This window comes from Serratia sp. CY40230, assembly GCF_052168835.1.
In the GTDB taxonomy this organism is placed as follows: Bacteria; Pseudomonadota; Gammaproteobacteria; order Enterobacterales; family Enterobacteriaceae; genus Serratia; species Serratia nematodiphila.
Genome location: NZ_JBJNLX010000009.1, coordinates 18,208 through 42,956, shown reverse-complemented (window position 1 = coordinate 42,956; position 24,749 = coordinate 18,208). Strand labels below are relative to the sequence as shown.

The 24,749-nt window shown below is 60.8% G+C and carries 24 protein-coding genes and 1 pseudogene; 20 read left to right on the top strand and 5 right to left on the bottom strand.

Annotated elements, in window-relative coordinates; genetic code table 11:
• The first annotated feature begins 438 nt into the window (after positions 1 to 438).
• From ACJ8IJ_RS23340 to ACJ8IJ_RS23300, 9 genes and pseudogenes are all read left to right on the top strand, one after another.
• Positions 439 to 741 (top strand): urease subunit gamma, encoded by a 303-nt coding sequence (locus ACJ8IJ_RS23340; protein WP_025160087.1) that lies wholly within the window; start codon positions 439 to 441, stop codon positions 739 to 741.
• Between the two features lie 55 nt (positions 742 to 796).
• Positions 797 to 1,243: an urease subunit beta gene (locus tag ACJ8IJ_RS23335; protein WP_197753974.1), complete on the top strand. Its 447-nt coding sequence runs from the start codon at positions 797 to 799 to the stop codon at positions 1,241 to 1,243.
• Between the two features lie 3 nt (positions 1,244 to 1,246).
• Complete coding sequence (locus ACJ8IJ_RS23330; RefSeq protein ID WP_042783732.1) at positions 1,247 to 2,962, top strand: urease subunit alpha; 1,716 nt, start codon at positions 1,247 to 1,249, stop codon at positions 2,960 to 2,962.
• 12 nt (positions 2,963 to 2,974) lie between these two features.
• On the top strand, positions 2,975 to 3,571 hold the full coding sequence (gene ureE / locus ACJ8IJ_RS23325) for a hypothetical protein (protein ID WP_049189018.1): 597 nt from the start codon (positions 2,975 to 2,977) through the stop codon (positions 3,569 to 3,571).
• Positions 3,568 to 4,254, top strand: coding sequence for an urease accessory protein UreF (locus tag ACJ8IJ_RS23320; RefSeq protein WP_042783734.1), 687 nt, complete (start codon positions 3,568 to 3,570; stop codon positions 4,252 to 4,254). The genes ureE and ACJ8IJ_RS23320 overlap by 4 nt, the downstream gene beginning before the upstream one ends.
• A complete protein-coding gene (ureG, locus tag ACJ8IJ_RS23315) occupies positions 4,220 to 4,909 on the top strand; it encodes an urease accessory protein UreG (protein WP_049189017.1) in 690 nt (229 codons plus the stop codon). The genes ACJ8IJ_RS23320 and ureG overlap by 35 nt, the downstream gene beginning before the upstream one ends.
• Positions 4,906 to 5,853 (top strand): urease accessory protein UreD, encoded by a 948-nt coding sequence (locus ACJ8IJ_RS23310; protein ID WP_442518949.1) that lies wholly within the window; start codon positions 4,906 to 4,908, stop codon positions 5,851 to 5,853. The genes ureG and ACJ8IJ_RS23310 overlap by 4 nt, the downstream gene beginning before the upstream one ends.
• Before the next feature lie 19 nt (positions 5,854 to 5,872).
• Positions 5,873 to 6,854, top strand: a pseudogene (yut, locus tag ACJ8IJ_RS23305) (urea transporter).
• 32 nt (positions 6,855 to 6,886) lie between these two features.
• Complete coding sequence (locus ACJ8IJ_RS23300; RefSeq protein WP_442518950.1) at positions 6,887 to 7,930, top strand: HoxN/HupN/NixA family nickel/cobalt transporter; 1,044 nt, start codon at positions 6,887 to 6,889, stop codon at positions 7,928 to 7,930.
• Between the two features lie 73 nt (positions 7,931 to 8,003).
• Here the strand turns inward: ACJ8IJ_RS23300 and ACJ8IJ_RS23295 are convergent, their stop codons facing one another.
• Positions 8,004 to 8,156: a Hok/Gef family protein gene (locus ACJ8IJ_RS23295; RefSeq protein WP_004930217.1), complete on the bottom strand. Its 153-nt coding sequence runs from the start codon at positions 8,154 to 8,156 to the stop codon at positions 8,004 to 8,006.
• A gap of 284 nt (positions 8,157 to 8,440) precedes the next feature.
• Positions 8,441 to 10,897 (bottom strand): acyl-CoA dehydrogenase FadE, encoded by a 2,457-nt coding sequence (gene fadE, locus ACJ8IJ_RS23290; RefSeq protein ID WP_044031891.1) that lies wholly within the window; start codon positions 10,895 to 10,897, stop codon positions 8,441 to 8,443.
• Between the two features lie 246 nt (positions 10,898 to 11,143).
• On the opposite strand from fadE, the gene lpcA reads away from it, so the two are divergent.
• Both lpcA and ACJ8IJ_RS23280 read left to right on the top strand, forming a co-directional pair.
• A complete protein-coding gene (gene lpcA / locus ACJ8IJ_RS23285) occupies positions 11,144 to 11,725 on the top strand; it encodes a D-sedoheptulose 7-phosphate isomerase (RefSeq protein ID WP_004930220.1) in 582 nt (193 codons plus the stop codon).
• A gap of 101 nt (positions 11,726 to 11,826) precedes the next feature.
• On the top strand, positions 11,827 to 12,630 hold the full coding sequence (locus ACJ8IJ_RS23280) for a class II glutamine amidotransferase (RefSeq protein ID WP_004930222.1): 804 nt from the start codon (positions 11,827 to 11,829) through the stop codon (positions 12,628 to 12,630).
• Here the strand turns inward: ACJ8IJ_RS23280 and dpaA are convergent.
• Entirely contained in the window at positions 12,565 to 13,335 is a 771-nt protein-coding gene (gene dpaA, locus ACJ8IJ_RS23275; RefSeq protein WP_004930225.1) for a peptidoglycan meso-diaminopimelic acid protein amidase, read from the bottom strand. The genes ACJ8IJ_RS23280 and dpaA overlap by 66 nt on opposite strands.
• Before the next feature lie 554 nt (positions 13,336 to 13,889).
• Between dpaA and ACJ8IJ_RS23270 the strand changes: the two genes are divergently transcribed.
• The 8 genes from ACJ8IJ_RS23270 to nqrM are packed head-to-tail and all read left to right on the top strand — an operon-like array spanning position 13,890 to position 21,000.
• Positions 13,890 to 15,239, top strand: a complete 1,350-nt coding sequence (locus ACJ8IJ_RS23270) for a Na(+)-translocating NADH-quinone reductase subunit A (RefSeq protein ID WP_074053627.1) — start codon at positions 13,890 to 13,892, stop codon at positions 15,237 to 15,239.
• A gap of 3 nt (positions 15,240 to 15,242) precedes the next feature.
• Entirely contained in the window at positions 15,243 to 16,484 is a 1,242-nt protein-coding gene (locus tag ACJ8IJ_RS23265) for an NADH:ubiquinone reductase (Na(+)-transporting) subunit B (RefSeq protein WP_060432499.1), read from the top strand.
• A complete protein-coding gene (locus ACJ8IJ_RS23260) occupies positions 16,474 to 17,268 on the top strand; it encodes a Na(+)-translocating NADH-quinone reductase subunit C (RefSeq protein WP_015376731.1) in 795 nt (264 codons plus the stop codon). Before ACJ8IJ_RS23265 ends, ACJ8IJ_RS23260 begins: the two co-directional genes overlap by 11 nt.
• Positions 17,261 to 17,890: an NADH:ubiquinone reductase (Na(+)-transporting) subunit D gene (locus tag ACJ8IJ_RS23255; protein ID WP_004930232.1), complete on the top strand. Its 630-nt coding sequence runs from the start codon at positions 17,261 to 17,263 to the stop codon at positions 17,888 to 17,890. The genes ACJ8IJ_RS23260 and ACJ8IJ_RS23255 overlap by 8 nt, the downstream gene beginning before the upstream one ends.
• A gap of 6 nt (positions 17,891 to 17,896) precedes the next feature.
• Positions 17,897 to 18,493 (top strand): NADH:ubiquinone reductase (Na(+)-transporting) subunit E, encoded by a 597-nt coding sequence (gene nqrE, locus ACJ8IJ_RS23250; RefSeq protein WP_015376732.1) that lies wholly within the window; start codon positions 17,897 to 17,899, stop codon positions 18,491 to 18,493.
• Between the two features lie 15 nt (positions 18,494 to 18,508).
• Positions 18,509 to 19,732 carry an NADH:ubiquinone reductase (Na(+)-transporting) subunit F gene (nqrF, locus tag ACJ8IJ_RS23245; protein WP_004930238.1) on the top strand — a complete coding sequence of 408 codons (1,224 nt, stop codon included), beginning with the start codon at positions 18,509 to 18,511 and terminating at the stop codon, positions 19,730 to 19,732.
• Positions 19,716 to 20,765, top strand: coding sequence for an FAD:protein FMN transferase (locus ACJ8IJ_RS23240; protein WP_049189010.1), 1,050 nt, complete (start codon positions 19,716 to 19,718; stop codon positions 20,763 to 20,765). The genes nqrF and ACJ8IJ_RS23240 overlap by 17 nt, the downstream gene beginning before the upstream one ends.
• A gap of 7 nt (positions 20,766 to 20,772) precedes the next feature.
• Positions 20,773 to 21,000, top strand: coding sequence for a (Na+)-NQR maturation NqrM (gene nqrM / locus ACJ8IJ_RS23235; RefSeq protein ID WP_004930244.1), 228 nt, complete (start codon positions 20,773 to 20,775; stop codon positions 20,998 to 21,000).
• 32 nt (positions 21,001 to 21,032) lie between these two features.
• On the opposite strand, the gene ACJ8IJ_RS23230 is transcribed toward nqrM, so the two are convergent.
• The gene (locus tag ACJ8IJ_RS23230; protein WP_442518951.1) at positions 21,033 to 21,926 is read right to left on the bottom strand and encodes a glycerophosphodiester phosphodiesterase family protein; all 894 of its coding nucleotides are present in this window, start codon (positions 21,924 to 21,926) and stop codon (positions 21,033 to 21,035) included.
• Positions 21,927 to 22,109: 183 nt separating this feature from the next.
• Here ACJ8IJ_RS23230 and dinB point away from each other — a divergent pair, with 183 nt between their 5' ends.
• Positions 22,110 to 23,171: a DNA polymerase IV gene (dinB, locus tag ACJ8IJ_RS23225; RefSeq protein WP_033634092.1), complete on the top strand. Its 1,062-nt coding sequence runs from the start codon at positions 22,110 to 22,112 to the stop codon at positions 23,169 to 23,171.
• A 41-nt stretch (positions 23,172 to 23,212) separates the two neighbouring features.
• Here the strand turns inward: dinB and pepD are convergent, their stop codons facing one another.
• Entirely contained in the window at positions 23,213 to 24,673 is a 1,461-nt protein-coding gene (pepD, locus tag ACJ8IJ_RS23220) for a beta-Ala-His dipeptidase (protein ID WP_033641310.1), read from the bottom strand.
• Positions 24,674 to 24,749: the final 76 nt, after the last annotated feature.

The following is a 24,749-nucleotide window of genomic DNA, read 5'->3' as shown; positions in this document are numbered from 1 at the left end:
AGAATAGATAAATTGTTTTTAACTAAAAAGGTATTTTCACTCGCGTCTTATTTGTAAATTTAATTATATTTTATGACCGTTGGTTACATGTCTTTAATATTAACGTCACCCATAAGGATAGTGCTTATTTATCTGGCTTTCATGACGGTAATTAAAATAAAAAACGCCATCCGTTCTTTTTTTGATCGTTTTATTGTGGGAGTGGGAAGATGAAAAAAGACTTTTTATCGATAAAAACTATCACGTCGCCGTTACTTTTTTAGGAAATGGGATAGCTCATGCTTGGGTTTGAATAAAGCAGCGGGTTGATTATCTCAACATTACCTCCTAGATTATTCGAGTGTCGGACAATCGTAAATAAATAACGCAAGGTTATTAACTATAAGTAACCTTTGGCCTCACTTTGTCTGATTATTTCTATCGAGATCGGAGTGCTCCATGCAATTAACGCCAAGAGAAATCGAAAAGCTGATGGTCTATACCCTGGCTGACGTCGCATTAAAACGAAAATCCAGAGGGATAAAGCTTAATTATCCCGAGGCGGTGGCCATTATTACCACCGCGGCGCTGGAGGGCGCCCGCGAGGGAAAAACGCTGGAAGAAGTCATGAACGACACGCGGCAGGTTTTGAGCCGCGATGACGTCATGGACGGCGTGGCGGACTTGATCCCGCATGTGCAGGTCGAGGCGATATTCAGCGACGGCAGCCGCCTGGTGACGGTGCACGATCCTATTCAATAAGCGCCGATGGCCTTCCTGAATCCCATGGACGAATCTTATCAGCACAGGTATTCCGATGAAAAAGCATGACAAAGAAAAGCACGTGCCGCCAGGCGGCTATATCCTGTCCGAAAGTCCCATCACCTTCAATGAAGATCGCGAGACGGTTATTTTAACGGTGCGCAATACCGGCGACAGGCCTATTCAGGTCGGCTCACACTTTCATTTCTTCGAAGCCAACAAAGCGCTGCAGTTCGATCGCGCCGCCGCCTTTGGCAAACGGTTAAATATCACCGCCACGACGGCGATCCGTTTTGAACCCGGCGATGAAATCGAGGTGCCGCTTATTGCCATCGGCGGCAAGCAAACGGTTTATGGTTTTAATAATCTGGTGGACGGTTGGGCGGGCGACAGCCCGGTGGCCGCTGGTGAAAGAGTAAAGAAAACTATAGATGTAAAGCGAGCTATTGAGCTGGGTTATAAAAACCGCGACCAGGCGCCCATCAAGACGGACGAGGAATAAAGCATGCCAACGATCTCCAGGCAGGAATATGCCGGGCTGTTCGGCCCGACCACCGGCGATAAAATTCGCTTGGGCGATACGCAACTGTTTATTGAAATAGAAAAAGATCTGCGCGGTTACGGTGAGGAATCGGTCTACGGCGGCGGTAAGTCGCTGCGCGACGGCATGGGCGCCGATAACCGATTAACCAGCGATAATGTGTTAGATCTGGTCATTACCAATGTGACCATTCTGGACGCCCGGCAAGGGGTGATCAAGGCGGACGTCGGCATTAAAAACGGCCTGATCGCCGGCATTGGCAAAAGCGGTAACCCGGCGATGATGAACGGCGTCACGCCCGGCATGGTGGTGGGGGTCAGCACCGACGCCATCTCGGGCGAACACCTGATCCTGACCGCCGCCGGCATCGATACGCACATTCATTTCATTTCGCCGCAGCAGGCCGCACATGCGCTCTCCAACGGCGTGACGACCTTCTTCGGCGGCGGCGTCGGGCCGACCGACGGTTCCAACGGCACCACGGTGACCGCCGGGCCCTGGCATATCCACCGCATGCTGCGCGCCTTCGAGAACATGCCGGTCAACGTGGGAATGCTCGGCAAGGGGCACGCTTCGCACGCTGCGCCGCTGGTCGAACAGATCGCCGCCGGCGTGGCCGGGCTGAAGGTGCATGAGGACTGGGGCGCCACCAACTCCGCGCTGCGCCACGCGCTGCGGGTGGCCGACGACATGGATATTCAGGTGGCGGTGCATACCGACAGCCTGAACGAGGGCGGCTACGTCGAGGACACCATCGACGCCTTCGAAGGGCGCACTATCCACACCTTCCACACCGAAGGCGCCGGCGGCGGGCACTCGCCGGATATCATCAAGGTTGCCGCGCAGATGAACGTCTTGCCGAGCTCCACCAACCCCACGCTGCCGTTCGGCATCAACAGTCAGGCCGAACTGTTCGACATGATCATGGTGTGCCACAACCTCAACCCCAATGTGCCGGCCGACGTGGCGTTTTCTGAAAGCCGGGTGCGGCCGGAAACCATCGCCGCGGAAAACGTGCTGCACGACATGGGCGTGCTGTCGATGTTTTCCAGCGACTCCCAGGCGATGGGGCGGGTTGGCGAAAACTGGCTGCGGGTGATGCAGACGGCGCACGCGATGAAAGCCGCGCGCGGCAAGCTGCCGGAAGATGCGGCGGAACACGATAACTTCCGCGTGCTGCGCTACGTGGCGAAGATCACCATCAACCCGGCGATCGCGCAGGGCATCAGCCACGTGCTGGGTTCGGTCGAGGTCGGCAAGATGGCCGATCTGGTGTTGTGGGAGCCGCGCTTCTTCGGCGCCAAGCCGAAGCTGGTGATCAAGGGCGGGATGATTAACTGGGCGGTGATGGGCGATCCCAACGCGTCGTTGCCAACGCCGCAGCCCACGTTCTACCGACCGATGTTCGGCGCCATGGGCAAATCGCTGCAGGAAACCTGCGTCACCTTCGTCTCCGGCGCGGCGTTGCACGACGGCATCAAAGAAAAACTGGGGCTGGAGCGGCAGGTGATGGCAGTGCATAACTGCCGCGCGATCTCCAAGCAGGACATGGTGCGCAATGCGGAAACGCCGCACATCGAGGTGGACCCCGAAACCTTCGCCGTCAAGGTCAACGGCGAACACGCCACGGTGAAACCGATCGCCACCGCCGTGCTTAATCAACGCTACTTCTTCAGCTAGGAACCGCCGCTCATGATCGTGATTGAAAAGATACTCGGCAATATCAAACGGGATGCCGACTGGCGTGAGCGCTTGCAACACGCCTCGCTGGACGTGCTGGCGCTTTCGCAGTGGGAGGCGCAGAAAAGCCGCTGCCGCAAAACCACCCGCGATGGTCAGGATCTCGGCATTTCCCTCGATCGTCACCAGGTGCTGGCCGACGGCGATGTGCTGCTTTGGGACGAAGCGAACCGCAGCGCGGTGGTGGTGCAGATGAACCTGCGCGACGTGATGGTGATCCACCTGCAGTCGCTGTTGGCGACCGATATGGCGACGGTGCTGAAGACCGCGTTCGAATTGGGGCATGCGCTGGGCAATCAGCACTGGAAGTCAGTCATCAAGGGCGATCGCATCTTTATTCCGCTCACGGTGGCGACCAAGGTGATGGATTCGGTGATGAAAACCCACGGCTTTCATGCGCTGCCTTATTCGTTCGTGAAGGGTGAAAGCATTTTGCCGCATCTGACCCAGCCGGAAGCGCGCCTGCTGTTCGGCGGCGCGGAGGATTCCGCCACCCATGTGCATGTCGATAGCCCGTTTCTCGGCCAGCATGTGATCACGCTGAAATGAACGCCGTTCAGCTGATTCGCATCCTGCAATTTGCCGATTCGGTGCTGCCGGTGGGGGCGTTTGCCTTTTCCAATGGCGTCGAGTCGGCGATCCAGGCCGGCATCGTGCGCGATGTCGACACGCTGAAATCGTTCACCCGCACCGCTTTGCAACAGGCGGCGGGCGGCGACGGCCGGGCGGTCGCGGCGGCCTGCCGGGCGCTGCAGGGGGGCGATCGCGAGGCGGTTATCGGGCACGACTGGGCGCTGTTCAACCGCAAGCTGAATGAAGAAGGCCGCAGCATGGTGGTGAGGATGGGAAAGAAGCTGGCGGAAATGACAGCGGCCATTTGTGATGAGCCCCAGGTGGTCTGGTGGCTTGAGCAGATCAAAACCGGCCGCGCCGCCGGCACCTATCCGGTGACGCAGGCGGTAGTGATGACGGCGCTGGGCGCGGGGCCGCGCGAGGTGGCGGTGATGCACCAGTACGGCGTGGCGATGACCATTCTCAGCGCCGCCATGCGCCTGATGCGCGTCACCCATATCGACACCCAACGCATCCTGTTTCAACTCAACCGGGACATCGACGTTTTTTGTGACGAAGCCGAACGCGGCGGCGTTGAACAAATGGCCTCTTACGCACCGGTGACCGACGTCCTGGCCGCGCTGCATGTCGGCGCATTTACCCGACTGTTCAGCAACTAATGACAAAGGAACGAGCAGAGTGAAGAAAATTACCCGCATTGGCATCGGCGGCCCGGTAGGCTCGGGCAAGACCGCGATTATCGAAGTCATTACGCCGCGCCTGATCGAACGGGGCATCAGCCCGTTAATCATCACCAACGACATCGTCACTACCGAAGACGCCAAACAGGTCAAGCGCACGCTCAAGGGGATCCTCGACGAGGAGAAAATTCTGGGCGTGGAAACCGGCGCCTGCCCGCATACCGCGGTGCGCGAGGATCCGAGCATGAATATCGCCGCGGTGGAGGAGATGGAGGCCCGTTTCCCGGACAGCGACGTGGTGATGATCGAGAGCGGCGGCGATAACCTGACGTTGACCTTCAGCCCGGCGCTGGCGGACTTCTACATCTACGTTATCGACGTCGCCGAAGGGGAAAAGATCCCGCGCAAAAACGGCCCGGGCCTGGTGCAGGCCGACATTCTGGTGATCAACAAAATCGATTTGGCGCCGTACGTCGGCGCCAGCCTGGCGGTGATGGAGCACGATACGCGCGTGGTGCGCGGCGAGCGGCCTTATATCCTCACCAACTGCAAAACCGGCGAAGGCATCGACGAACTGGTGGACATGATCATGCGTGATTTCCTGTTCACCCACGCGCCGTCGGCGGCGGTATGACGGCGGTCAGCGAAGCGGCGAGGCGCGTTGCGCAGCTCGGCGCCGACGCGCCGGAGTTGGCCGACTATCAGGATGAGCCGCCGCAGATGGCCAGCGGCGGCGTGGGCAAAACCGGCTATCTGCGGCTGGGGTTCGCGCTGAACGGGCATCGCAGCGTGCTGCGGCAAATGGAGCGGCGGGTGCCGTTTCTGGTGCAGCGGGCGCTGTATTGGGACGAGGCGCTGCCGCAGATGCCGTGCGTATTCGTCATCTCCACCTCGGGCTGCATCTTGCAGGGCGATCGCCTGACGCTCGAGGTGCAGGTTGCTCCCCGGGCCTGCGGGCATGTCACCACTCAATCGGCGACCAAGATCCACGCCATGGAAAATAACTACGCGGCGCAGATGCAGACGCTGACGCTCGAAGAGGGCAGCTATCTGGAGATGATGCCCGATCCGGTGATCCCTCACTGCGGCTCGCGCTTCATTACCGATACCCGCATTACGCTGCACCCCACGGCGACGCTGCTCTATGGCGAGATCCTGATGTCGGGGCGCAAACACCATCAGGCGGATCGCGGTTTCAGATTCGACGTTTACTCTTCGCGCATCAGCGCCTGTTGCCCTGAGGGCAACACGCTGTTTGTCGAGCGCTATGTGCTGGAACCGCATAAACACCCGCTGAACGGGGTCGGCGTGATGGGGCCGTTCGATGTGTTCGGCAATGTGATCCTGCTGACGCCGCCCGAGCATCATCAGCGGATCCTCGATCGCATCGCGCCCCGCTATGACGAGGCTGAGGGGATCGCCAGCGGCGTCAGCCGGTTGCCCAATGAGTGCGGGCTGATCTTTAAGGCATTGGGCAAAGAGGCGCGCCAGGTGAAGGCGGCGATTCGCGCTTTCTGGCGCGTCGCCCGGGAGGAAATTCTGGGCGTGACGCTGCCCGAGCCTTTTATCTGGCGCTAGTCTGCAGCGGGAAGCGGTCATGACGACAAAGTGGAGTTGGGCGGCGTTGTGCGCCCGCAGCCGAATAGCGGCGGTGACGGATGCGGTGCTGCGCGGCTGTTCGCAGGTGATGTTTCAAAATAACCCGTTGACCGGATTATTGTTTTTCATCGCCATTTTCGTGGGCGCCTGGGAAGAGGGGCTGCCGCAGGTGGCCTTTGGCTGCCTGCTGGGCACGGCGGCGGCGACGCTCAGCGCGGCGTGGTTGGTGGACGATCGCGCAGCGTTACGCACCGGTCTCTATGGCTACAACGGCTGCCTGGTCGGCGCCGCGCTGCCGACCTTTTTGCTGCCCTCTGTCTGGCTGTGGATCGGCGTGATCTTCAGCAGCGCGATCTCGGTGATCGTCACCGTCGGCCTCAATCGGCTGCTGCGTACCTGGAAGATCGCGGCGCTGACCGCGCCTTTCGTGCTGACCACCTGGACGGTGCTGCTGGCCAGCTACCCGTTCAGCCATCTGCGGCATGTGCGGTTGCCGCCGGCGGCCATCCCGGCCGACGGCGCGATGTTCAACCCGCATCCCGAGCTGGCGGAGGTGTTGAGCGGCGCGTTGCACGGCGTCTCCCAGGTCTTTTTGTGCAGCAGCGTGAGCGGCGGCGTGCTGCTGTTGCTCGGGCTGGCGGTTTCGTCGCCGCGCGCGATGGCGCTGGGTTTTTTCGGCGCCTTGCTGGCGGTGATCACCGCGCTGGCAATTGGCGCCGATCCGCAGGCGGTCTTCGCCGGGCTATATGCTTTCAGCGCGGTGCTGACGGCGGTGGCGCTGGGTTCCGTCTTCAACCCGCCCGGCCGGCGGGTGCTTATCTATACGCTGCTCGGCGTGATTTTCACGGTGCTGGTGCAGGGGGCTTTCAATACCTTGCTGGCATTCGCTGGGGATGCCGTCGTTGACCATGCCGTTCGTGATCGCGTCCTGGCTGTTTTTGAGCGCCAATCCGGCGGTGATCGCGGCGCTAATCCATTGATTTCAACATAACGAGAAAACGGGAGTGTGGGTATGGCGGTAATTTCCGAAGGATTGCATGGCGCGGCCCGGCGGCGGGCGGTATCCCTGCTGCTGGGGCTGGTGGCGGTCAACGTCGTTGTCTGGCTGCTGGCGCTGGCGGTGTTCAAAGACAATGCGGCGCTGATGGGCACCGCCTTGCTGGCCTACAGTTTTGGTCTGCGCCATGCGGTGGATGCCGATCACATCGCCGCGATCGACAACGTGACCCGCAAGCTGATGCAACATGGCAAAACGCCGGTGGCGGTCGGCACCTTCTTCTCGCTCGGCCACTCGACCATCGTGGTGCTGGCCTCGGCCGCCATTGCCGCCACGGCGATGATGTTCAGCCGACAGATGGGCTGGTTTCACGAAACCGGCGGTTTGATCGGCACGCTGGTGTCCGCGCTGTTTCTGCTGACGGTGGCCTTTATCAACCTGCTGGTGCTGATCTCCGTGTGGCGCGCTTTCAGGCAGGTGAAGTCGGGCGAGCTGCCTGCGCATCAATCGCTGGATCTGTTGATGAGCGGCGGCGGTGCGCTGGCACGCTGCTTCCGCCCGCTGTTCAGGCTGGTGAATCAGAGCTGGCACATGTACCTGGTGGGCTTCTTGTTTGGCCTGGGCTTCGACACCGCCACTGAGGTCGGGTTGCTGGGGATTTCGGCCGCCGGCGCCGGCCACGGCATGAACCTGTGGAGCATCATGCTGTTCCCGGCGCTGTTTGCCGCCGGCATGGCGCTGATCGACTCTATCGACAACTTCGTGATGATTGGCGCTTACGGCTGGGCGTTCTCCAAACCGATCCGCAAACTGTACTACAACATGACCATCACGGCGGCGTCGGTGATCATCGCGGTGTTTATCGGCGGCATCGAAGCGCTCGGACTTATCGCCGACAAGCTGGAGCTGTCCGGCCCTCTGTGGGACGCCGTGGCGCGGCTCAACGATCATCTGGGGGAGATGGGTTATTGGGTGATCGCCGTGTTCATTTTCTGCTGGCTGGTGTCGGTGGTGAATTACCGCCTGCACGGCTATGACAAGCTGACGGTCAGCGGCTGAAAAGGCGGGTGCTCGTGGATCCTGCCTGACATCATCAGCCAACGGGCGGGGCGAACCCCGCCGTTGGGTTGCCTTACCGTTCGGATTCGTAAGCCAAAGTGGCCGCAACCTCCGAGTCTCCCAACCTGATGCGCAGTTCGCACAGCGAACCGCGGGTGAGCCAGATGAACGCGATCAGCGTCATACAGACGATCACCAGCTTAAGCACGACCCGTTTTTGCTGCATTTTTGACCTCCCTATCCTTGCCTTGCGGCGGGTAAGAGGCTAACCTGATGTTGCTGGGCATCAGAGTGGCCTCGGGTTGATAATATCGACTCGGGGCCTTTCTCTTTCTCTCCTTTGCCAAGGCGCCGGACAGAAAGATCCAGAGCACCCGCTGCGCAGTCTACCCGAACTTCCTTCCCGTTAAATCCGCCGCTGCGCCAACCTGCGGCGCGGTGCGCAGTTTGTCATGAAAGCAAAAGAAAAAGGGGCGATGATGATCGCCCCTTGGATACGTGAAGTGAACCTTAAGCCGCTTCGGTCTGCTGCTGGCGCTTAGACTGCGCCGCCGGCTTCTCCGGCTTGGCGGCCGCCAGCGCGTCCGGCGCGAAGTCGTCCACGTTGATGGAGCGCAGGCGGCTCTCTTCGGCTTTCACCAGGATCTTCGCCTCGTCGGCGCTGATCTTGCCTTCTTCCAGCGCGCGCTCCGCCAAACGATCCAGACGGGTGAACGGCAGGTTTTTGCCGACCGCCTTGCACAGGCGTTCGTGAATCGGCTCGGCGGCCATCACGTCGGCCAGCGCCGCTTCCAGCAGGCCGATTGGGTTATGCTCGCTCGGCGTCAGGTACTGGCCGCGCCCCAGACGGCTGCGGGTGGCGGAAGGCACCTGCAGGATCTTGGCCAGCTGATGATCCAGGCGATCGGACGGTGCGGTATGCACGCGGCCGAACGGGAAGACCACGAAGCGCAGCGCGCCGGCGATAAAGCGGTTCGGGAAGTTGCGCAGCAGATCATCCAGCGCCTGTTCGGCTTTATGCAGGCTGTCTTGTACGCCCCAATGCACCAGCGGCAGATCTTCTTTCTGACGGCCTTCGTCGTCAAAGCGTTTCAGCACGGCGGAAGCCAGGTACATCTGGCTGAGGATATCCCCCAGGCGAGCGGAGATGCGCTCGCGGCGCTTCAGGCTGCCGCCCAGAACGCCCATGGAAACGTCCGACAGCAACGCCAGGTTGGCGCTCAGGCGGTTCAACTGCTGATAGTAACGACGGGTCGCGTCCTTGGTCGGCGTGGCGCTGGTGCGGCCGTTGGTCAGGCCCAGCCAGAAGCTGCGTACCTTGTTGCTGCCGACGTGGCCCAGGTGGCCGAACAGCGATTTATCGAAGGCGTTCAGATCGTTGTTCTGCGCCGCCGCCATTTCATCCAGCACATAAGGATGGCAGCGGATCGCGCCCTGGCCGAAGATCATCATGGTGCGGGTCAGGATGTTCGCGCCTTCCACCGTGATGGCGATCGGTGCGCCCTGATAAGCGCGAGCCAGGAAGTTGGATTCGCCCAGCATGATGCCTTTACCGCCGGCGATGTCCATGGCGTCAACGATCGACTGCTGGCCGCGGTGCGTACAGTGGTATTTGACGATGGCCGACAGCACGGCCGGTTTCTCGCCCTGCACCAGTGCATAGGTGATCAGCGAAGCGGCGGCGTCCATCACATAGGTATTGCCGGCGATGCGCGCCAACGGTTCTTCGATCCCTTCCATCTTGCCGATGGAGATCTTGAACTGACGGCGAATGTGCGCGTAGGCGCCGGTCGCCAGGGCGATGGATTTCAGGCTGCCGGTGGAGTTGGACGGCAGGGTGATGCCGCGACCGACCGACAGACATTCAACCAGCATGCGCCAGCCCTGGCCGGCCATTTTCGGGCCGCCGATGATGTAATCGATCGGCACGAACACGTCGGTGCCGCGGGTCGGGCCGTTCTGGAACGGCACGTTCAGCGGGAAGTGGCGGTTGCCGATTTCCACGCCCGGCGTGCTGGTCGGGATCAGCGCACAGGTGATGCCCGGGGATTCGTTGTCGCTCAGCAGGCGGTTCGGGTCATGCAGTTTGAATGCCAAACCCAGCACGGTGGCGACCGGCGCCAGCGTGATGTAGCGCTTGTTCCAGGTCAGGCGCATGCCCAGCACCTGCTTGCCTTGCCATTCGCCCATGCACACGGTGCCCACGTCCGGGATCGCGCCGGCATCGGAACCCGCTTCCGGGCTGGTCAGCGCGAAGCAAGGGATCTCGTCGCCGCGCGCCAGGCCCGGCAGGTAGTGGTTTTTCTGTTCTTCGGTACCGTAGTGCTGCAGCAGTTCGCCCGGGCCGAGGGAGTTTGGCACGCCGACGGTGATCGCCAGGATGCCGGAAACGCCGGCCAGTTTTTGCAGCACCATCGCCTGAGCGTAAGGGGAGAATTCCAGGCCGCCGTACTCTTTCTTGATGATCATCGCGAAGAAGCGGTGTTCTTTCAGGTACGCCCAGAGTTCAGGCGGCAGATCGGCCAGTTCATGGGTGATCTGGAAGTCGTTGGCCATGCGGCAGGCTTCTTCCACCGGGCCGTCGATAAACGCCTGCTCTTCTTCCGTCAGGCGCGGTTTCGGGTAGCTGTGCAGCTTGTTCCAGTCCGGCGCACCGCGGAACAGATCGCCTTCCCACCAGGTGGTGCCCGCGTCGATCGCTTCCTTCTCGGTGGTGGACATCGGCGGCATCACCTTGCGGAAGGCGCGCAGCGCCGGCGCGGAGAGCAGAGAGCGACGCACAGAGGAAAGGTTCAGCGGCAGCAGCACGATCGCCAGCGGCAGCAACAGCCAGAAGCTCCACAGGCCGATCGCGCCCATGGCGGCGGTGTACGCCACCAGGATCAGGCTGCTGAGGGTAAGGTTCACTCGGTGGTAGAACACCACGCCGAGGAGCGCCAGTAAAACGACAATACTAAGAACCATCATAAGAAGCTCCGAAGTAGTAAGAGGTCTGACCTGTTGTGTGTATGTAATAGGTTTTAGTACAAGGCAGAATTTTTATCAATGCGTTTACAGTTTAATTACAACTCAGGTCACAAACTGACAGCACCAATCATCAAAAACCTCTCCGCTTCCTTAACCGGCGCGCTGTTTGGCTGAGAATGCTTCTCGCTGTTTCCGCGATCCGGTACACTGCGGAGCGGAAGATTTGACGATAACAAGAGGTTCCTCATGTACCACGACCTTATTCGCAGTGAACTGAACGAAGCGGCTGATACCCTGGCGAAATTTATCAATGACGACGCCAACATCGACGCCATCCAACGCGCGGCGGTGCTGCTGGCGGATTCCTTCAAAGCCGGCGGTAAAGTGATTTCCTGCGGCAACGGCGGTTCCCATTGCGACGCGATGCACTTCGCCGAAGAGCTGACCGGCCGCTACCGCGAAAACCGCCCGGGCTACCCGGCGATTGCCATCTCGGACGTGAGCCACCTGTCCTGCGTCAGCAACGACTTCGGCTATGAGTATGTGTTCTCGCGCTATGTGGAAGCGGTGGGCCGCGAAGGCGACGTGCTGCTGGGCATTTCCACCTCCGGCAACTCCGGCAACATCATCAAGGCCATCGACGCGGCGCGCGCCAAGGGGATGAAAGTGATCACCCTGACCGGCAAGGACGGCGGCAAGATGGCGGGTTCCGCCGATGTGGAAATTCGCGTGCCGCACTTCGGCTACGCCGATCGCATTCAGGAGATCCACATTAAAGCGATTCACATCTTGATTCAGCTGATCGAAAAAGAGATGGTTAAGGCGTAATAGCCTTCGGGGGGCTGCAGCTCCCCATGAATAAGACTGCGGGCGCCGCATATATGCCGTGCCCGCACAGCCTGTGTCAGTGTGGTTAAGGAGTGCTGGCGATGTGTGAACTGCTCGGGATGAGCGCAAACGTACCGACCGATATCTGCTTCAGCTTTACCGGCCTGGTACAGCGCGGCGGCCGCACCGGGCCGCATAAGGATGGCTGGGGCATTACCTTCTATGAAGGGAACGGCTGCCGTACATTCAAGGATCCGCAGCCGAGCTTCAACTCGCCGATCGCCCGCCTGGTGCAGGACTACCCGATCAAGTCTTGCGCGGTGGTGTCCCATATTCGCCAGGCCAACCGCGGCGAAGTGGCGCTGGAAAACACCCATCCGTTCACCCGTGAACTGTGGGGCCGCAACTGGACCTACGCGCACAACGGCCAATTGAAAGGCTATCGCCAGCTGGATACCGGCACGTTCCGCCCGGTCGGCCAGACCGACAGCGAATATGCGTTCTGCTGGCTGCTGCACCAGCTGGCGCTGAAATATCCGCGCACCCCGAGCCAGTGGCCGGCGGTATTCCGCTACATTGGCCTGTTGGCGAGCCAGCTGCGCAAGAAAGGGGTATTCAATATGCTGTTGTCGGACGGGCGCTTCGTGATGGCGTATTGCTCCACCAACCTGTATTGGATCACGCGCCGCGCGCCGTTCGGCAAGGCGACGCTGCTTGATCAGGACGTGGAGATTGATTTTCAGCAGCAGACCACACCGAACGATGTGGTCACGGTGATCGCCACCCAACCGCTGACCGCCAACGAAACCTGGCACAAGATTGAGCCAGGCGAGTTCGCGTTATTTCACTTCGGTGAGCGGCTTGTTCTGAGCGAAGGGGTTGGTGTTGGGCGTCGGGCTGGCTGACGCGTACTGCGTCATCATACCGCCGCTGCTCATCAACGGTTGACCCAAGACGTACTGGCCATTGACCACGCCCATTGTCGGCGGTTGGCGGTTCTTCGCGAAGTAATCGTAGCCCGGCTTCAGCTGGCGCCAGAAGGCGATATAGCTGGATGACGCATGGCGTTTCAGGTTCTGTTCGGTCATGCGGAACGGATAGATGCTGATGTCGACGCGGCTTTGGCCATAGGCGAAGGCGGCTTCGACGTAGCGATAGATTTCATCCATATAGGTGTTGGTCATCGCGTAACAGCCGATCGATTTACATTCGCCGTGGATCATCAGATAAGCGCCGGAATAGCCCTGCGACTTATCGTAATCGTTAGGGAAACCGATATTGATCGCCCGATAATACTTGCTGTCGGGTTTCAGATGGCGCGCGTCAACGCTATAAAAGCCTTCAGGACTTTTAAAGTCGCCTTCACGACGTTTAGGACCCAGCCCGCCGGAGAAATTACAGATCGGGAACGTGTTGACCAGGCGGAATTCATTGCCCATTCTGGCATACAATTCCAGCTTGCGTTCCTCTTTGAAGATCTGAATATAGACCGGCGAACCCAATAATTGCTGTTTAACTACCGGCGCTTCGGGTACCTGCTCGCTGGCGCTGCAGGCCGTGATCATCGGCATAGAAACAAGCATCGCAAACAACAGCGCGATTTTGCTCATTATAATTCCTGCTTATATTTATCTGCCGGCGCAATCAACCTGGCCAGCATGCCACTGATTATTGTTTTTACTGCTGCAAAACACCGCCAGATTACCAGCGCGTTTATTTTTAGCAATACGTGATATGTATAAAAAAACGACAAAGCTCGATAAAAGTGAAATGACCGGCAGATTTTAACGATAAGTAGTGAAAAACAGGCGAAATTTAATTGCGTTTGCTTGACCCAAGTCACGACGGAACGCAGAACAATGTTGCGAACAATGTTAATATTCCCTCTTCAATTTAACGCGCGGTAGCGATTGAAGCGGCAGGGGTCATGGCATATAACCCGGCCGTTTTGGTGGTTATTTGGCTACAGGCCGTTAACACATCGATTATCACGCAAACAACGGAAAGGGGGGAATCAAGGGAATGCGCGTTACCCCATATATTCACTGCGAGAAAGTTCATGTTGGGCGTGCCGCCATGCGCACTGCCCGGCAATCCTGGCATCGTCCGCACCCGCCTCTGGGGCCGGTCAGACGTGTAAACCAAACTACATCGTATAAATCCTATGATTAAGATCAGAAAAGGGTTAGATCTGCCGATAGCCGGGGCTCCGGTTCAGGCGATCCAAGACGGCCCGAACATTCAGCATGTCGCCCTGCTTGGGGAAGAGTATGTCGGAATGCGCCCCTCCATGCTGGTGCAGGAAGGCGATACCGTTAAGAAAGGCCAGGCGTTGTTCGAAGACAAGAAAAACCCCGGGGTTTTCTTCACGGCTCCCGCCAGCGGCCGCATCGCCGCGATTAACCGCGGCGAGCGGCGCGTATTGCAATCGGTGGTGATTGCGCTGGAAAACGGCGGCGACGATCAGCTCGAGTTCGCGCACTACCCGCTGGGTGAACTGGCCCAGCTGCCGCGCGAGCAGGTCGAGAGCGAACTGATCGCCAGCGGCCTGTGGACCGCGCTGCGCACCCGCCCGTTCAGCAAGACGCCGGCTCCCGGCAGCGAACCGCGCGCCATTTTCGTCACCGCCATGGACACCCAGCCGTTGGCCGCCGATCCGCAGGTGATCATCGCCGAGCAGCAGGCGGCGTTCAACGCCGGGCTGGTGGTGTTGGCGCGCCTGACGGCGGGCAAGGTGCACGTGTGCCATGCCGCCGGCGCTTCGGTTGGCCAGCAGAGCGGCCCGCAGATCGCCTACAGTGAATTTGCCGGCCCGCATCCCGCCGGGCTGGCGGGCACCCACATTCACTTCCTCGAACCGGTCAGCCTGAAGAAAACCGTTTGGCACATCGGCTACCAGGACGCGATCGCCATCGGCACCCTGTTCACCACCGGCAAGCTCGATACCCGCCGTGTGGTGGCGCTGGCCGGGCCGCAGGTGGCGCAGCCGGCGCTGCTGCGCACCCGCCTGGGGGCCAGCCTCGATGAGCTGACCGCCGGCCGCCTGAAAGGCGGCGAGAATCGGGTGATCTCCGGTTCGGTGCTGAACGGCATGCACGCCGCCGGGCCGAACGCCTGGCTCGGCCGCTTCCACTCGCAGGTGTCGGTGCTGGAAGAAGGGCGCGACAAAGAGCTGTTCGGTTGGATCGTGCCCTCGCCGAACAAGTTCTCCATTACCCGCACCACGCTGGGCCACTTCCTGAAGAACAAACTGTTCGCCTTCTCAACCACCACCAACGGCGGCGAGCGCGCCATGGTGCCGATCGGCAACTACGAGCGGGTGATGCCGCTGGATATTTTGCCGACGCTGCTGCTGCGCGATCTGCTGGCGGGCGACAGCGACAGCGCGCAGGCGCTGGGTTGTCTGGAGCTGGACGAGGAAGATCTGGCGCTGTGCACCTTCGTTTGCCCTGGCAAGTATGAGTACGCGCCGGTGCTGCGCGAGGTGCTGACCAAGATTGAGCAGGAAGGATAACCGATGGGCCTGAAGAATTATTTCGAGAAGATAGAGCATCACTTCACGCCGGGCGGCAAACTGGAAAAGTGGTACCCGTTGTATGAAGCGACCACCACGGTGTTTTACACCCCCGGCACGGTGACGCGCGGCGCTTCGCACGTGCGCGACGCCATCGATTTGAAACGCATGATGATCCTGGTGTGGCTGGCGGTGTTCCCGGCGATGTTCTGGGGCATGTACAACGTCGGCCAGCAGGCCATCCCGGCGCTGCACCATCTGTACAGCGGCGACGCGCTGCAACAGGTGCTGGCGGGCGACTGGCATTATCGCCTGGCGCAGTGGCTCGGCGCCTCGCTGGCGGCCGACGCCGGCTGGGTCAGCAAGATGGTGCTGGGCGCCTGTTACTTCCTGCCGATCTACGCCGTGGTGTTCGTCGTCGGCGGCTTCTGGGAAGTGCTGTTCGCCATTATCCGCAAGCATGAGGTCAACGAAGGCTTCTTCGTCACGTCCATCCTGTTCGCGCTGATCGTGCCGCCGACCCTGCCGCTGTGGCAGGCCGCGCTGGGCATCACCTTCGGCGTGGTGGTGGCCAAAGAGATCTTCGGCGGCACCGGGCGCAACTTCCTCAACCCGGCGTTGGCCGGCCGCGCCTTCCTGTTCTTCGCCTATCCGGCGCAGATCTCCGGCGATCTGGTGTGGACTTCCGCGGACGGTTTCTCCGGCGCGACACCGCTGGCGCAGTGGAGCGCGGGCGGGGCGCACAGCCTGAGCAACGTCGCCACCGGCCAGTCCATCAGCTGGATGGACGCTTTCCTCGGCAATATTCCCGGCTCGATCGGTGAGGTGTCCACGCTGATGATCCTGATCGGCGGGGCGATTATCCTGTTCGGCCGCGTGGCCTCCTGGCGCATCGTCGCCGGCGTAATGCTCGGCATGGTGGCTTCCGCCCTGTTGTTCAATGCCATCGGTTCGGACACCAACCCGATGTTCGCCATGCCGTGGTACTGGCATCTGGTGCTGGGCGGCTTCGCCTTCGGCATGATCTTTATGGCGACCGACCCGGTTTCCGCCTCCTTCACCAATAAGGGGAAATGGTGGTACGGCATTCTGATCGGCGTGATGTGCGTGCTGATTAGAGTAGTCAACCCCGCCTATCCGGAAGGCATGATGCTGGCGATCCTGTTCGCCAACCTGTTCGCGCCGCTGTTCGATTACCTGGTGGTGCAGGCCAACATCAAGCGGAGAAAAGCCCGTGGCGAATGAAGCGAAAAATGACGGCATCGGTAAAACGCTGCTGGTAGTGCTGCTGCTGTGTCTGGTGTGTTCAGTGGTGGTGGCGGGCTCCGCCGTCGGCCTGAAGTCCAAACAGCAGGAGCAAAAGCTGCTCGACAAGCAGCGCAATATTCTCGACGTAGCCGGCCTGTTGCAGCCGAAAATGGAGAGCGAGCAGGTCAAGCGCCTGTACAGCGAGCGCATCGAACCGCGCCTGGTGGATCTGAACAGCGGCGAGTTTGTCGCCGGCAAGGCGGCGGCGTTCGATCTGGGCGCCGCGCTGCGCGACGACGCCAAAAGCGTGGCGCTGGCGGCGGGCGACGATCCGGCCGGCATTAAGCGCCGCAGCAACCAGGCGGAAATCTATCTAGTGCGCGATGAAAGCGGCCAGGTGAACAAGATTGTGCTGCCGGTATACGGCACCGGCCTATGGTCGATGATGTACGCCTTCGTGGCGCTGGATAACGACGGCAACACGGTCAAGGGCATCACCTACTACGACCAGGGGGAAACCCCGGGGCTGGGCGGTGAGGTCGAGAACCCGTCCTGGCGCCAGCAGTGGGTCGGCAAGCAGCTGTTCGACGATAACGGCCAGCCGGCGATCCGCGTGGTGAAAGGCGGCGCGCGTCAGGGGGACGTACACGGGGTGGATGGCCTGTCCGGCGCCACGCTGACCTCCAACGGCGTGCAGCATACGTTTGATTTCTGGTTGGGCGAGCACGGCTTCGGCCCGTTCCTGAAAAAAGTTCGTGAAGGGGCGTTGAAAAATGGCTGATTCCAAAGAGATAAAGCGGGTCCTGCTGGGGCCGCTGTTCGACAATAACCCGATCGCCCTGCAGGTGCTGGGCGTCTGTTCGGCGCTGGCGGTGACCACCAAGCTGGAGACGGCGGTGGTGATGACCATTGCGGTGACGCTGGTGACCGCGTTCTCCAGCTTCTTCATCTCGCTGATCCGTCACCATATTCCCAACAGCGTGCGCATCATCGTGCAGATGGCGATCATCGCCTCGCTGGTGATCGTGGTCGATCAGCTGCTGCGCGCCTATGCGTTCGAGATCTCCAAGCAGCTGTCGGTGTTCGTTGGCCTTATCATCACCAACTGCATCGTGATGGGGCGCGCCGAGGCCTACGCCATGAAGTCGCCGCCGATCGAGAGCTTTATGGACGGCATCGGCAACGGGCTGGGCTACGGGGTGATCCTGGTGCTGGTCGGTTTCCTGCGCGAGCTGATCGGCTCCGGCAAGCTGTTTGGCGTGCCGGTGCTGGAAACGGTGCAGAACGGCGGTTGGTATCAGCCGAACGGCCTGTTCCTGCTGGCGCCGAGCGCGTTCTTCATCATCGGCCTGCTGATCTGGGTGCTGCGCACCCTGAAGCCGGCGCAGATCGAAAAGGAGTAAAGGCCGATGGAACACTATATCAGCCTGTTTGTGCGCGCGGTGTTCGTCGAGAACATGGCGCTGGCGTTCTTCCTCGGGATGTGTACCTTCCTGGCGGTCTCGAAGAAGGTCTCGACCGCCTTTGGCCTGGGCATCGCTGTGACCATCGTGCTCGGCATTTCGGTGCCGGTGAACAACCTGGTCTACAACCTGATCCTGCGCGACGGTGCGCTGGTGGAAGGCGTCGATCTGAGCTTCCTCAACTTCATCACCTTCATCGGCGTGATCGCGGCGCTGGTGCAGATTTTGGAGATGATCCTCGATCGCTTCTTCCCGTCGCTGTATAACGCGCTCGGCATCTTCCTGCCGCTCATCACCGTGAACTGCGCCATCTTCGGCGGCGTGTCCTTCATGGTGCAGCGCGACTACAACTTCGCCGAATCGGTGGTGTACGGCATCGGTTCCGGCACCGGCTGGATGCTGGCGATCGTCGCCATGGCGGGGATCCGCGAAAAACTCAAGTATGCCAACGTGCCGGCAGGGCTGCGCGGTCTGGGCATTACCTTTATCACCACCGGACTGATGGCGCTGGGCTTCATGTCCTTCTCCGGTGTTCAGTTGTAAAGGCGGGAAGAATTTATGGAAATTATTTTAGGCGTAGCGATGTTCACCGCCATCGTGATGGTGCTGGTGTTGCTGATCCTGTTCGCCAAATCGAAGCTGGTGAACACCGGCGACATCGCGGTGGAAATCAACGGCGATCTGGATAAGAGCTTCCATGCGCCGGCGGGCGACAAGCTGCTCAACGTGCTCTCCAGCCAGGGGATCTTCGTCTCCTCGGCCTGCGGCGGCGGCGGCTCCTGCGGTCAGTGCCGGGTGGTGATCAAAGAGGGCGGCGGCGATATCCTGCCGACCGAGCTCTCGCACATCAACAAGCGCGAAGCGAAAGAGGGTTGCCGCCTGGCGTGCCAGGTGAACGTGAAGCAGAACCTGAAGATCGAGCTGCCGGAAGAGATCTTCGGCGTGAAGAAATGGGAATGCGAAGTTATCTCCAACGATAACAAAGCCACCTTTATCAAAGAGCTGAAGCTGAAGATCCCCGATGGGGAAGACGTGCCGTTCCGCGCGGGCGGTTTCATCCAGATCGAAGCGCCGGCGCACGACATCAGCTACGCCGACTTCGACGTGCCGCAGGAGTATCGCGGCGACTGGGACAAGTTCAACCTGTTCCGCTACCGTTCGACGGTGAACGACACCACGGTGCGCGCCTACTCGATGGCCAACTACCCGGAAGAGAAGGGCATCATCATGCTCAACGTGCGTATTGCCACGCCGCCGCCGAACAATCCGGACGTGCCGCCGGGCATCATGTCTTCCTATATCTGGTCGCTGAAGCCGGGCGACAAGGTGACCATCTCCGGGCCGTTCGGCGAGTTCTTCGCCAAGGACACCGACGCCGAAATGATCTTTATCGGCGGCGGCGCGGGCATGGCGCCGATGCGCTCGCACATCTTCGATCAGCTCAAGCGTCTGAACTCGAAGCGCAAGATCACTTTCTGGTACGGCGCGCGTTCGCTGCGCGAGATGTTCTATGAAGACGACTTCAACCAGCTGCAGGCGGAGAACGACAACTTCACCTGGCACGTGGCGCTGTCGGATCCGCAGCCGGAAGATAACTGGACCGGCTACACCGGCTTTATCCATAATGTTCTGCTGGAGAACTACCTGAAGAACCACCCGGCGCCGGAAGACTGCGAGTTTTACATGTGCGGGCCGCCGATGATGAACGCCGCGGTGATCAAGATGCTCAAAGATCTGGGCGTCGAAGACGAAAATATCATGCTGGATGACTTTGGTGGCTAAATTGCGCGCATTGGCGACGAAGAACTGGCTGACGGGCGTGGCGCTGAGCGCCACCCTGCTGCTGACCGGCTGCGGGCCGGAACAGGTGGATCTGTCGGGTAAAACCATGGGCACCTCGTATTCGATCCGTTACGTGACCGGCGACGATACGCCGTCGGCGCGCGAGATGCAGGCGGAGATCGACAAACGGCTGGAACAGGTGAACGATCAGATGTCCACCTACCGGCCGGATTCCGAGCTAAGCCGCTTCAACGCCAGCCGCGACATTGACCGGCCGTTCCCGGTTTCGCCGGCCACCGCCGAAGTGGTGCGCGAAGCGCTGCGCATCAACCGCGTCACCGATGGCGCGCTGGACGTGACCGTCGGGCCGCTGGTCAACCTATGGGGTTTCGGCCCGGAAGGGCGGCCGGACAAAGTGCCGAGCGAGGTGGAACTGGAGCACCGCCGCGCCTGGACCGGCGCCGACAAGCTGTCGGTGCAGGGCAGCGCGCTGGTGAAAAGCATCCCCGAGCTGTATGTCGATCTGTCGTCGATCGCCAAAGGATATGGCGTGGACGTGGTGGCGGAGTATCTGCAATCGCAACACGTGAAAGACTACATGGTGGATATCGGCGGTGAAGTTCGTACCCGCGGGCGCAACGGCGAGCAAAAGCCGTGGCGCATTGCCATCGAGCGCCCGACCGCCAGCGCGCAGCAGCAGGCGCAGCTGGTGATCCAGCCGGGGGAGATGTCGATCGCCACCTCGGGTGACTATCGCAACTACTTCGAACAGGACGGGGTGCGCTATTCGCACACCATCGATCCGGTCACCGGGCGGCCGATCCATCATCGGCTGGTGTCGATCACCGTGCTGAGCCCGACCTGCATGACCGCCGACGGCCTGTCCACCGGCCTGAACGTGATGGGGCCAGAGCGCGGCATGGCGCTGGCCAACCTGCTCGGTATCCCGGTGTTCATGATCGTGAAAACCGCCGACGGGTTTGAGGAGCGTTATTCGGACGCGTTCAAACCCTATCTGAAAAAGCGTTCGTGAGGTTGCTATGTTGACGGTATTCGCCGCTACCTTCGTGTTGTTCCTGCTGATCGTCGGCGGGATGTCGCTGGGTTACGTGTTCAAACGCAAAAGCCTGCAGGGCAGCTGCGGCGGCATCACCGCGCTGGGCATGGAGAAAGTCTGCGACTGCCCGGAGCCTTGCGATGCGCGCAAAAAGCGCGAAGCCAAAGCGGCGCAGCGGCGCGAGCAGTTGGACAAGCACCGCATTCTGTAGCGAAGCGAAAACCCGGCCTTGGCCGGGTTTTTTTATTTCGCCTTGCGGAAGCTTTTCGCCTCGGCCGGCGAGTTGACCATCACGCCGTCGGCCCCCAGCGCCAGCGCCTGCTGATACTCCTGCGGCGTGTTGACGCCGAACAGAATGATGTGCGCCGGGCCCTGCGAGCGGAAACAGTCCATCGATTCTTTATCCCAGGTCAGAAACGCCTTCGAGCGCCCTTCGCCGAGGGTGTACTTCTCTACCACTTCCACCTCACGCTTCAGCTCCTGCCCGTACCAGCGCGGCTGCCGGTTGTCCGGTTTGACATCGCACTGGTGCGCCATGGTGACGTTGGCCAGCAGCGTGCGGGTCTCGTCGCGGCTTTCAAAGCGCGGGATGGCCGGCGGCAGCGCCTGCAGGTATTTGGCGTCGGTTGAGTAGACGCGGGTGCGGTTCAGGCTGTCGGTGCTTTCCAGCGTCGCCTGCAGCGCCTGGCCAAACTGCGCCGGATCGGCGTCCGGGGATTTGATGTCCAGATAGAAGGTGACGTGCGGGAACGCCTTTAGCACCTCGTCCAGCCGCGGAATGCCGATGCCCTGGCCGCGGAACGGGTGCGTATCCCCCCTGGCGAAGGCCCAGCCGGCGTCGGTCTCGGCCAGCTGCGCGGCGGTATAGGCAGAGACCGGGCCCTGCCGGTTGGTCAGCGCCTTCAGATCCGAGGGGCGATACAGCACGATGACGCCGTCTTTGGATTCTTGCAGGGTGATCCAAATGGCGTCGGCGCCGTTTTTCAGCGCGGTTTCGATGGCGATGCGGGTGTTCTCCGGCGCATCGGCGGTGCCGCCGCGGTGGGCGACGATCGCCGGCGCGTGACCGGCAGCGCTGGCCGCCAGCGCGCTCAGCGACAGCGCGGAAGCCAGCAGCCAATGAGAAAATCTGATCATGTAGGGTACCTTGTCGTTATCGTTGTGGTGAGCCGCACGGGATAGCGGAAATCATACTATTGAAAAATTAAGCTTTTTTAACAACGCGGAAATATCTGGCGGAAACGGCGCTTTCATCGAACCCTGCGGCCTTGAGCTTTCGGTATCTAACTGTATACTTATACAGTGTTACTGGAGGGTGCGATGCGTAAAATCATTCATGTCGATATGGACTGCTTCTTCGCAGCGGTGGAAATGCGCGACGATCCCAGCCTGCGCGATATCCCGTTGGCGATTGGCGGCAGCGCCGATCGGCGCGGGGTGATCAGCACCGCCAACTACCCGGCGCGGCGCTACGGCGTGCACAGCGCCATGTCCACGGCGATGGCGCTCAAGCTGTGCCCGCATCTCACCCTGCTGCCGGGGCGCATGGCGGCCTATAAAGAGGCTTCGCTGCACATCCGTGAAATCTTCGCCCGCTATACTCCGTTGATCGAGCCACTGTCGCTCGATGAAGCCTATCTCGACGTGACCGACAGCCCGCAATGCAACGGCTCGGCGACGCTGATCGCCCAGGAGATCCGCCAGGCGATCGCCGACGAGCTGAACCTGACCGCGTCGGCCGGCGTCGCGCCGATCAAGTTTCTCGCCAAGATCGCCTCCGAGATGAACAAGCCGAACGGGCAATACGTGATCACCCCGGCGCAGGTGCCGGCGTTTTTGCAGCAGCTGCCGCTCAGCAAGATCCCCGGCGTCGGCAAGGTGACCGCCAAACGGCTGGAGGAAGTGGGGCTTATCACCTGCGCCGACGTGCAGCAATACGATTTGGCGCAGCTGCTCAAGCGCTTCGGCAAGTTCGGCCGGGTGCTGTGGGAGCGGTGCCAGGGCATCGATCGGCGCGAAATCTCGGCGGAGCGGCTGCGTAAATCGGTGGGCGTGGAGCGCACGCTGGCGGAGGACATTCACGACTGGGAAGATTGCGAAACGCTGATTATCGACAAACTCTACCCCGAGCTGGAGATGCGGCTGCGTAAGGTGAAGCCGGATCTGCACATCGCCCGGCAGGGCGTGAAGCTGAAGTTTCAGGATTTTCAGCAAACCACCCAGGAGCACGTGTTCCCGGTGCTGAACCGGCAGGATTTGCTGGCGGTGGCGCGGCAGGCGTGGCGCGAACGGCGTGAAGGGCGCGGCGTGCGGCTGGTGGGGCTGCACGTGACGCTGCTCGATCCGCAGCTGGAGCGGCAGCTGGCGCTGCCTTGGGAATAAAAAAGCCGGCGATCGCCGGCTTTTTGCGTTAAGCGCGCAGATTACGCGCGCTCAGGGATCGCTTTCAGCAGCGAGGTCAGCAGCTTCCAGTACAGACCGACGCTTTCGATATGCACCTGCTCATCCGGCGAGTGCGGGCCGGTGATGGTTGGCCCGATCGATACCATGTCCATGTTTGGATACGGCTTTTTGAACAGACCGCATTCCAGGCCGGCGTGGATCACCATGATGTTCGGCGTCTTGTTGAACAGATCCTGATACAGCTCGCGCACCAGGTGCATCACCGGCGAGTCAGCGTCCGGCTGCCAGCCCGGGTAGCCGCCCTTCGGCGCCACCTTGGCGCCGGCCAGCTGGCCCAGCGCGGTCAGCATCTCGACCACGTAATCTTTGCCGCTGTCGATCAGAGAGCGGATCAGGCAGATGATTTCCGCTTCGTTTTCGCTGGTGGTGACCACGCCGACGTTCAGCGAGGTTTCCACTACGCCTTTGACCGCGTCGCTCATGCGGATCACGCCGTTCGGCGTGCCGTTCAGCAGCGCCAGGAAGCGTTGCTGGCTGTCGGCGCTCAGCGCCTGCGAAGCGCTGGTGGCCGGCTCCAGCAGCACGGTGATGTTCTTCTCTTTGGCGGAGAGTTCGTTCTGCAGCACCGCCAGGAACTCCTGGCTCAGCGCTTTCAGCGCGTCGGCTTTGTCCGCCGGCACCGCAACCACCGCGGAGGCTTCACGCGGGATGGCGTTGCGCAGGGTGCCGCCGTTCAGATCCAGCACGCGCAGGTTCAGCGCCGCCGCATGGGCGAACAGGAAGCGCGCCAGCAGTTTGTTGGCGTTGCCCAGACCGACGTGGATCTCAGCGCCGGAGTGGCCGCCTTTCAGGCCCTTGAGGGTCAGCTTCAGGGTTTGATAACCGGCCGGCACCGCTTCGCGCTGCAGCGGCAGGGTGGTGATGAAGTCGATACCGCCGGCGCAACCCATGTAGATTTCGCCTTCTTCTTCGGAATCGGTATTGATCAGGATGTCTGCCTGCAGCCAGTTCGGCTGCAGCCCGAAGGCACCGTCCATGCCGGCTTCTTCGGTCATGGTCAGCAGCACTTCCAGCGGGCCGTGCTCAACGCTGTCGTCGGCCAGCACCGCCAGGGCGGAGGCCATGCCGATGCCGTTGTCGGCACCCAGCGTGGTGCCGCGCGCTTTCACCCACTCGCCGGCGATATAAGGCTGGATCGGATCCTTGGCGAAGTCGTGCACGGTGTCGTTATTCTTTTGCGGCACCATGTCCAGGTGCGCCTGCAGCGCCACCGGCTTGCGGTTTTCCATGCCTTTGGTGGCCGGTTTGCGCAGCAGGATATTGCCGACCTGATCGCGCTCGGCGTGCAGGTTCTTCTCTTTGGCCCAGGTGAGGATGTGCTGCGCCAGCGCTTCTTCATGATAAGAAGGGTGCGGGATAGAACAGATCTTGGCGAAAATATCCCACAGCGGCTGTGGCGAAAGCTGAGACAATTCAGACACTATAAGTCTCCTGTGACGGCAGGCTCCGACAGGACGGGCGTGCCGCGCGGTTGAGGTGAGCGGGTATCTGTGCGTC

Excerpts from the sequence above, each read along its gene's own strand:
- ACJ8IJ_RS23310 (WP_442518949.1), top strand. The coding sequence starts at position 4,906 with ATGACGGCGGTCAGCGAAGCGGCGAGGCGCGTTGCGCAGCTCGGCGCC.
- ureG (WP_049189017.1), top strand. The coding sequence starts at position 4,220 with ATGTCGGCGCATTTACCCGACTGTTCAGCAACTAATGACAAAGGAACG.
- dpaA (WP_004930225.1), bottom strand. The coding sequence starts at position 13,335 with ATGAGCAAAATCGCGCTGTTGTTTGCGATGCTTGTTTCTATGCCGATG.
- ACJ8IJ_RS23270 (WP_074053627.1), top strand. The coding sequence starts at position 13,890 with ATGATTAAGATCAGAAAAGGGTTAGATCTGCCGATAGCCGGGGCTCCG.
- nqrM (WP_004930244.1), top strand. The coding sequence starts at position 20,773 with ATGTTGACGGTATTCGCCGCTACCTTCGTGTTGTTCCTGCTGATCGTC.
- ACJ8IJ_RS23340 (WP_025160087.1), top strand. The coding sequence starts at position 439 with ATGCAATTAACGCCAAGAGAAATCGAAAAGCTGATGGTCTATACCCTG.
- ACJ8IJ_RS23295 (WP_004930217.1), bottom strand. The coding sequence starts at position 8,156 with ATGCAGCAAAAACGGGTCGTGCTTAAGCTGGTGATCGTCTGTATGACG.
- ACJ8IJ_RS23330 (WP_042783732.1), top strand. The coding sequence starts at position 1,247 with ATGCCAACGATCTCCAGGCAGGAATATGCCGGGCTGTTCGGCCCGACC.
- lpcA (WP_004930220.1), top strand. The coding sequence starts at position 11,144 with ATGTACCACGACCTTATTCGCAGTGAACTGAACGAAGCGGCTGATACC.
- dinB (WP_033634092.1), top strand. The coding sequence starts at position 22,110 with ATGCGTAAAATCATTCATGTCGATATGGACTGCTTCTTCGCAGCGGTG.
- ACJ8IJ_RS23255 (WP_004930232.1), top strand. The coding sequence starts at position 17,261 with ATGGCTGATTCCAAAGAGATAAAGCGGGTCCTGCTGGGGCCGCTGTTC.
- ACJ8IJ_RS23300 (WP_442518950.1), top strand. The coding sequence starts at position 6,887 with ATGGCGGTAATTTCCGAAGGATTGCATGGCGCGGCCCGGCGGCGGGCG.
- ACJ8IJ_RS23320 (WP_042783734.1), top strand. The coding sequence starts at position 3,568 with ATGAACGCCGTTCAGCTGATTCGCATCCTGCAATTTGCCGATTCGGTG.
- nqrF (WP_004930238.1), top strand. The coding sequence starts at position 18,509 with ATGGAAATTATTTTAGGCGTAGCGATGTTCACCGCCATCGTGATGGTG.
- ACJ8IJ_RS23230 (WP_442518951.1), bottom strand. The coding sequence starts at position 21,926 with ATGATCAGATTTTCTCATTGGCTGCTGGCTTCCGCGCTGTCGCTGAGC.
- ACJ8IJ_RS23240 (WP_049189010.1), top strand. The coding sequence starts at position 19,716 with ATGACTTTGGTGGCTAAATTGCGCGCATTGGCGACGAAGAACTGGCTG.
- fadE (WP_044031891.1), bottom strand. The coding sequence starts at position 10,897 with ATGATGGTTCTTAGTATTGTCGTTTTACTGGCGCTCCTCGGCGTGGTG.
- ACJ8IJ_RS23280 (WP_004930222.1), top strand. The coding sequence starts at position 11,827 with ATGTGTGAACTGCTCGGGATGAGCGCAAACGTACCGACCGATATCTGC.
- ureE (WP_049189018.1), top strand. The coding sequence starts at position 2,975 with ATGATCGTGATTGAAAAGATACTCGGCAATATCAAACGGGATGCCGAC.
- ACJ8IJ_RS23265 (WP_060432499.1), top strand. The coding sequence starts at position 15,243 with ATGGGCCTGAAGAATTATTTCGAGAAGATAGAGCATCACTTCACGCCG.
- nqrE (WP_015376732.1), top strand. The coding sequence starts at position 17,897 with ATGGAACACTATATCAGCCTGTTTGTGCGCGCGGTGTTCGTCGAGAAC.
- ACJ8IJ_RS23335 (WP_197753974.1), top strand. The coding sequence starts at position 797 with ATGAAAAAGCATGACAAAGAAAAGCACGTGCCGCCAGGCGGCTATATC.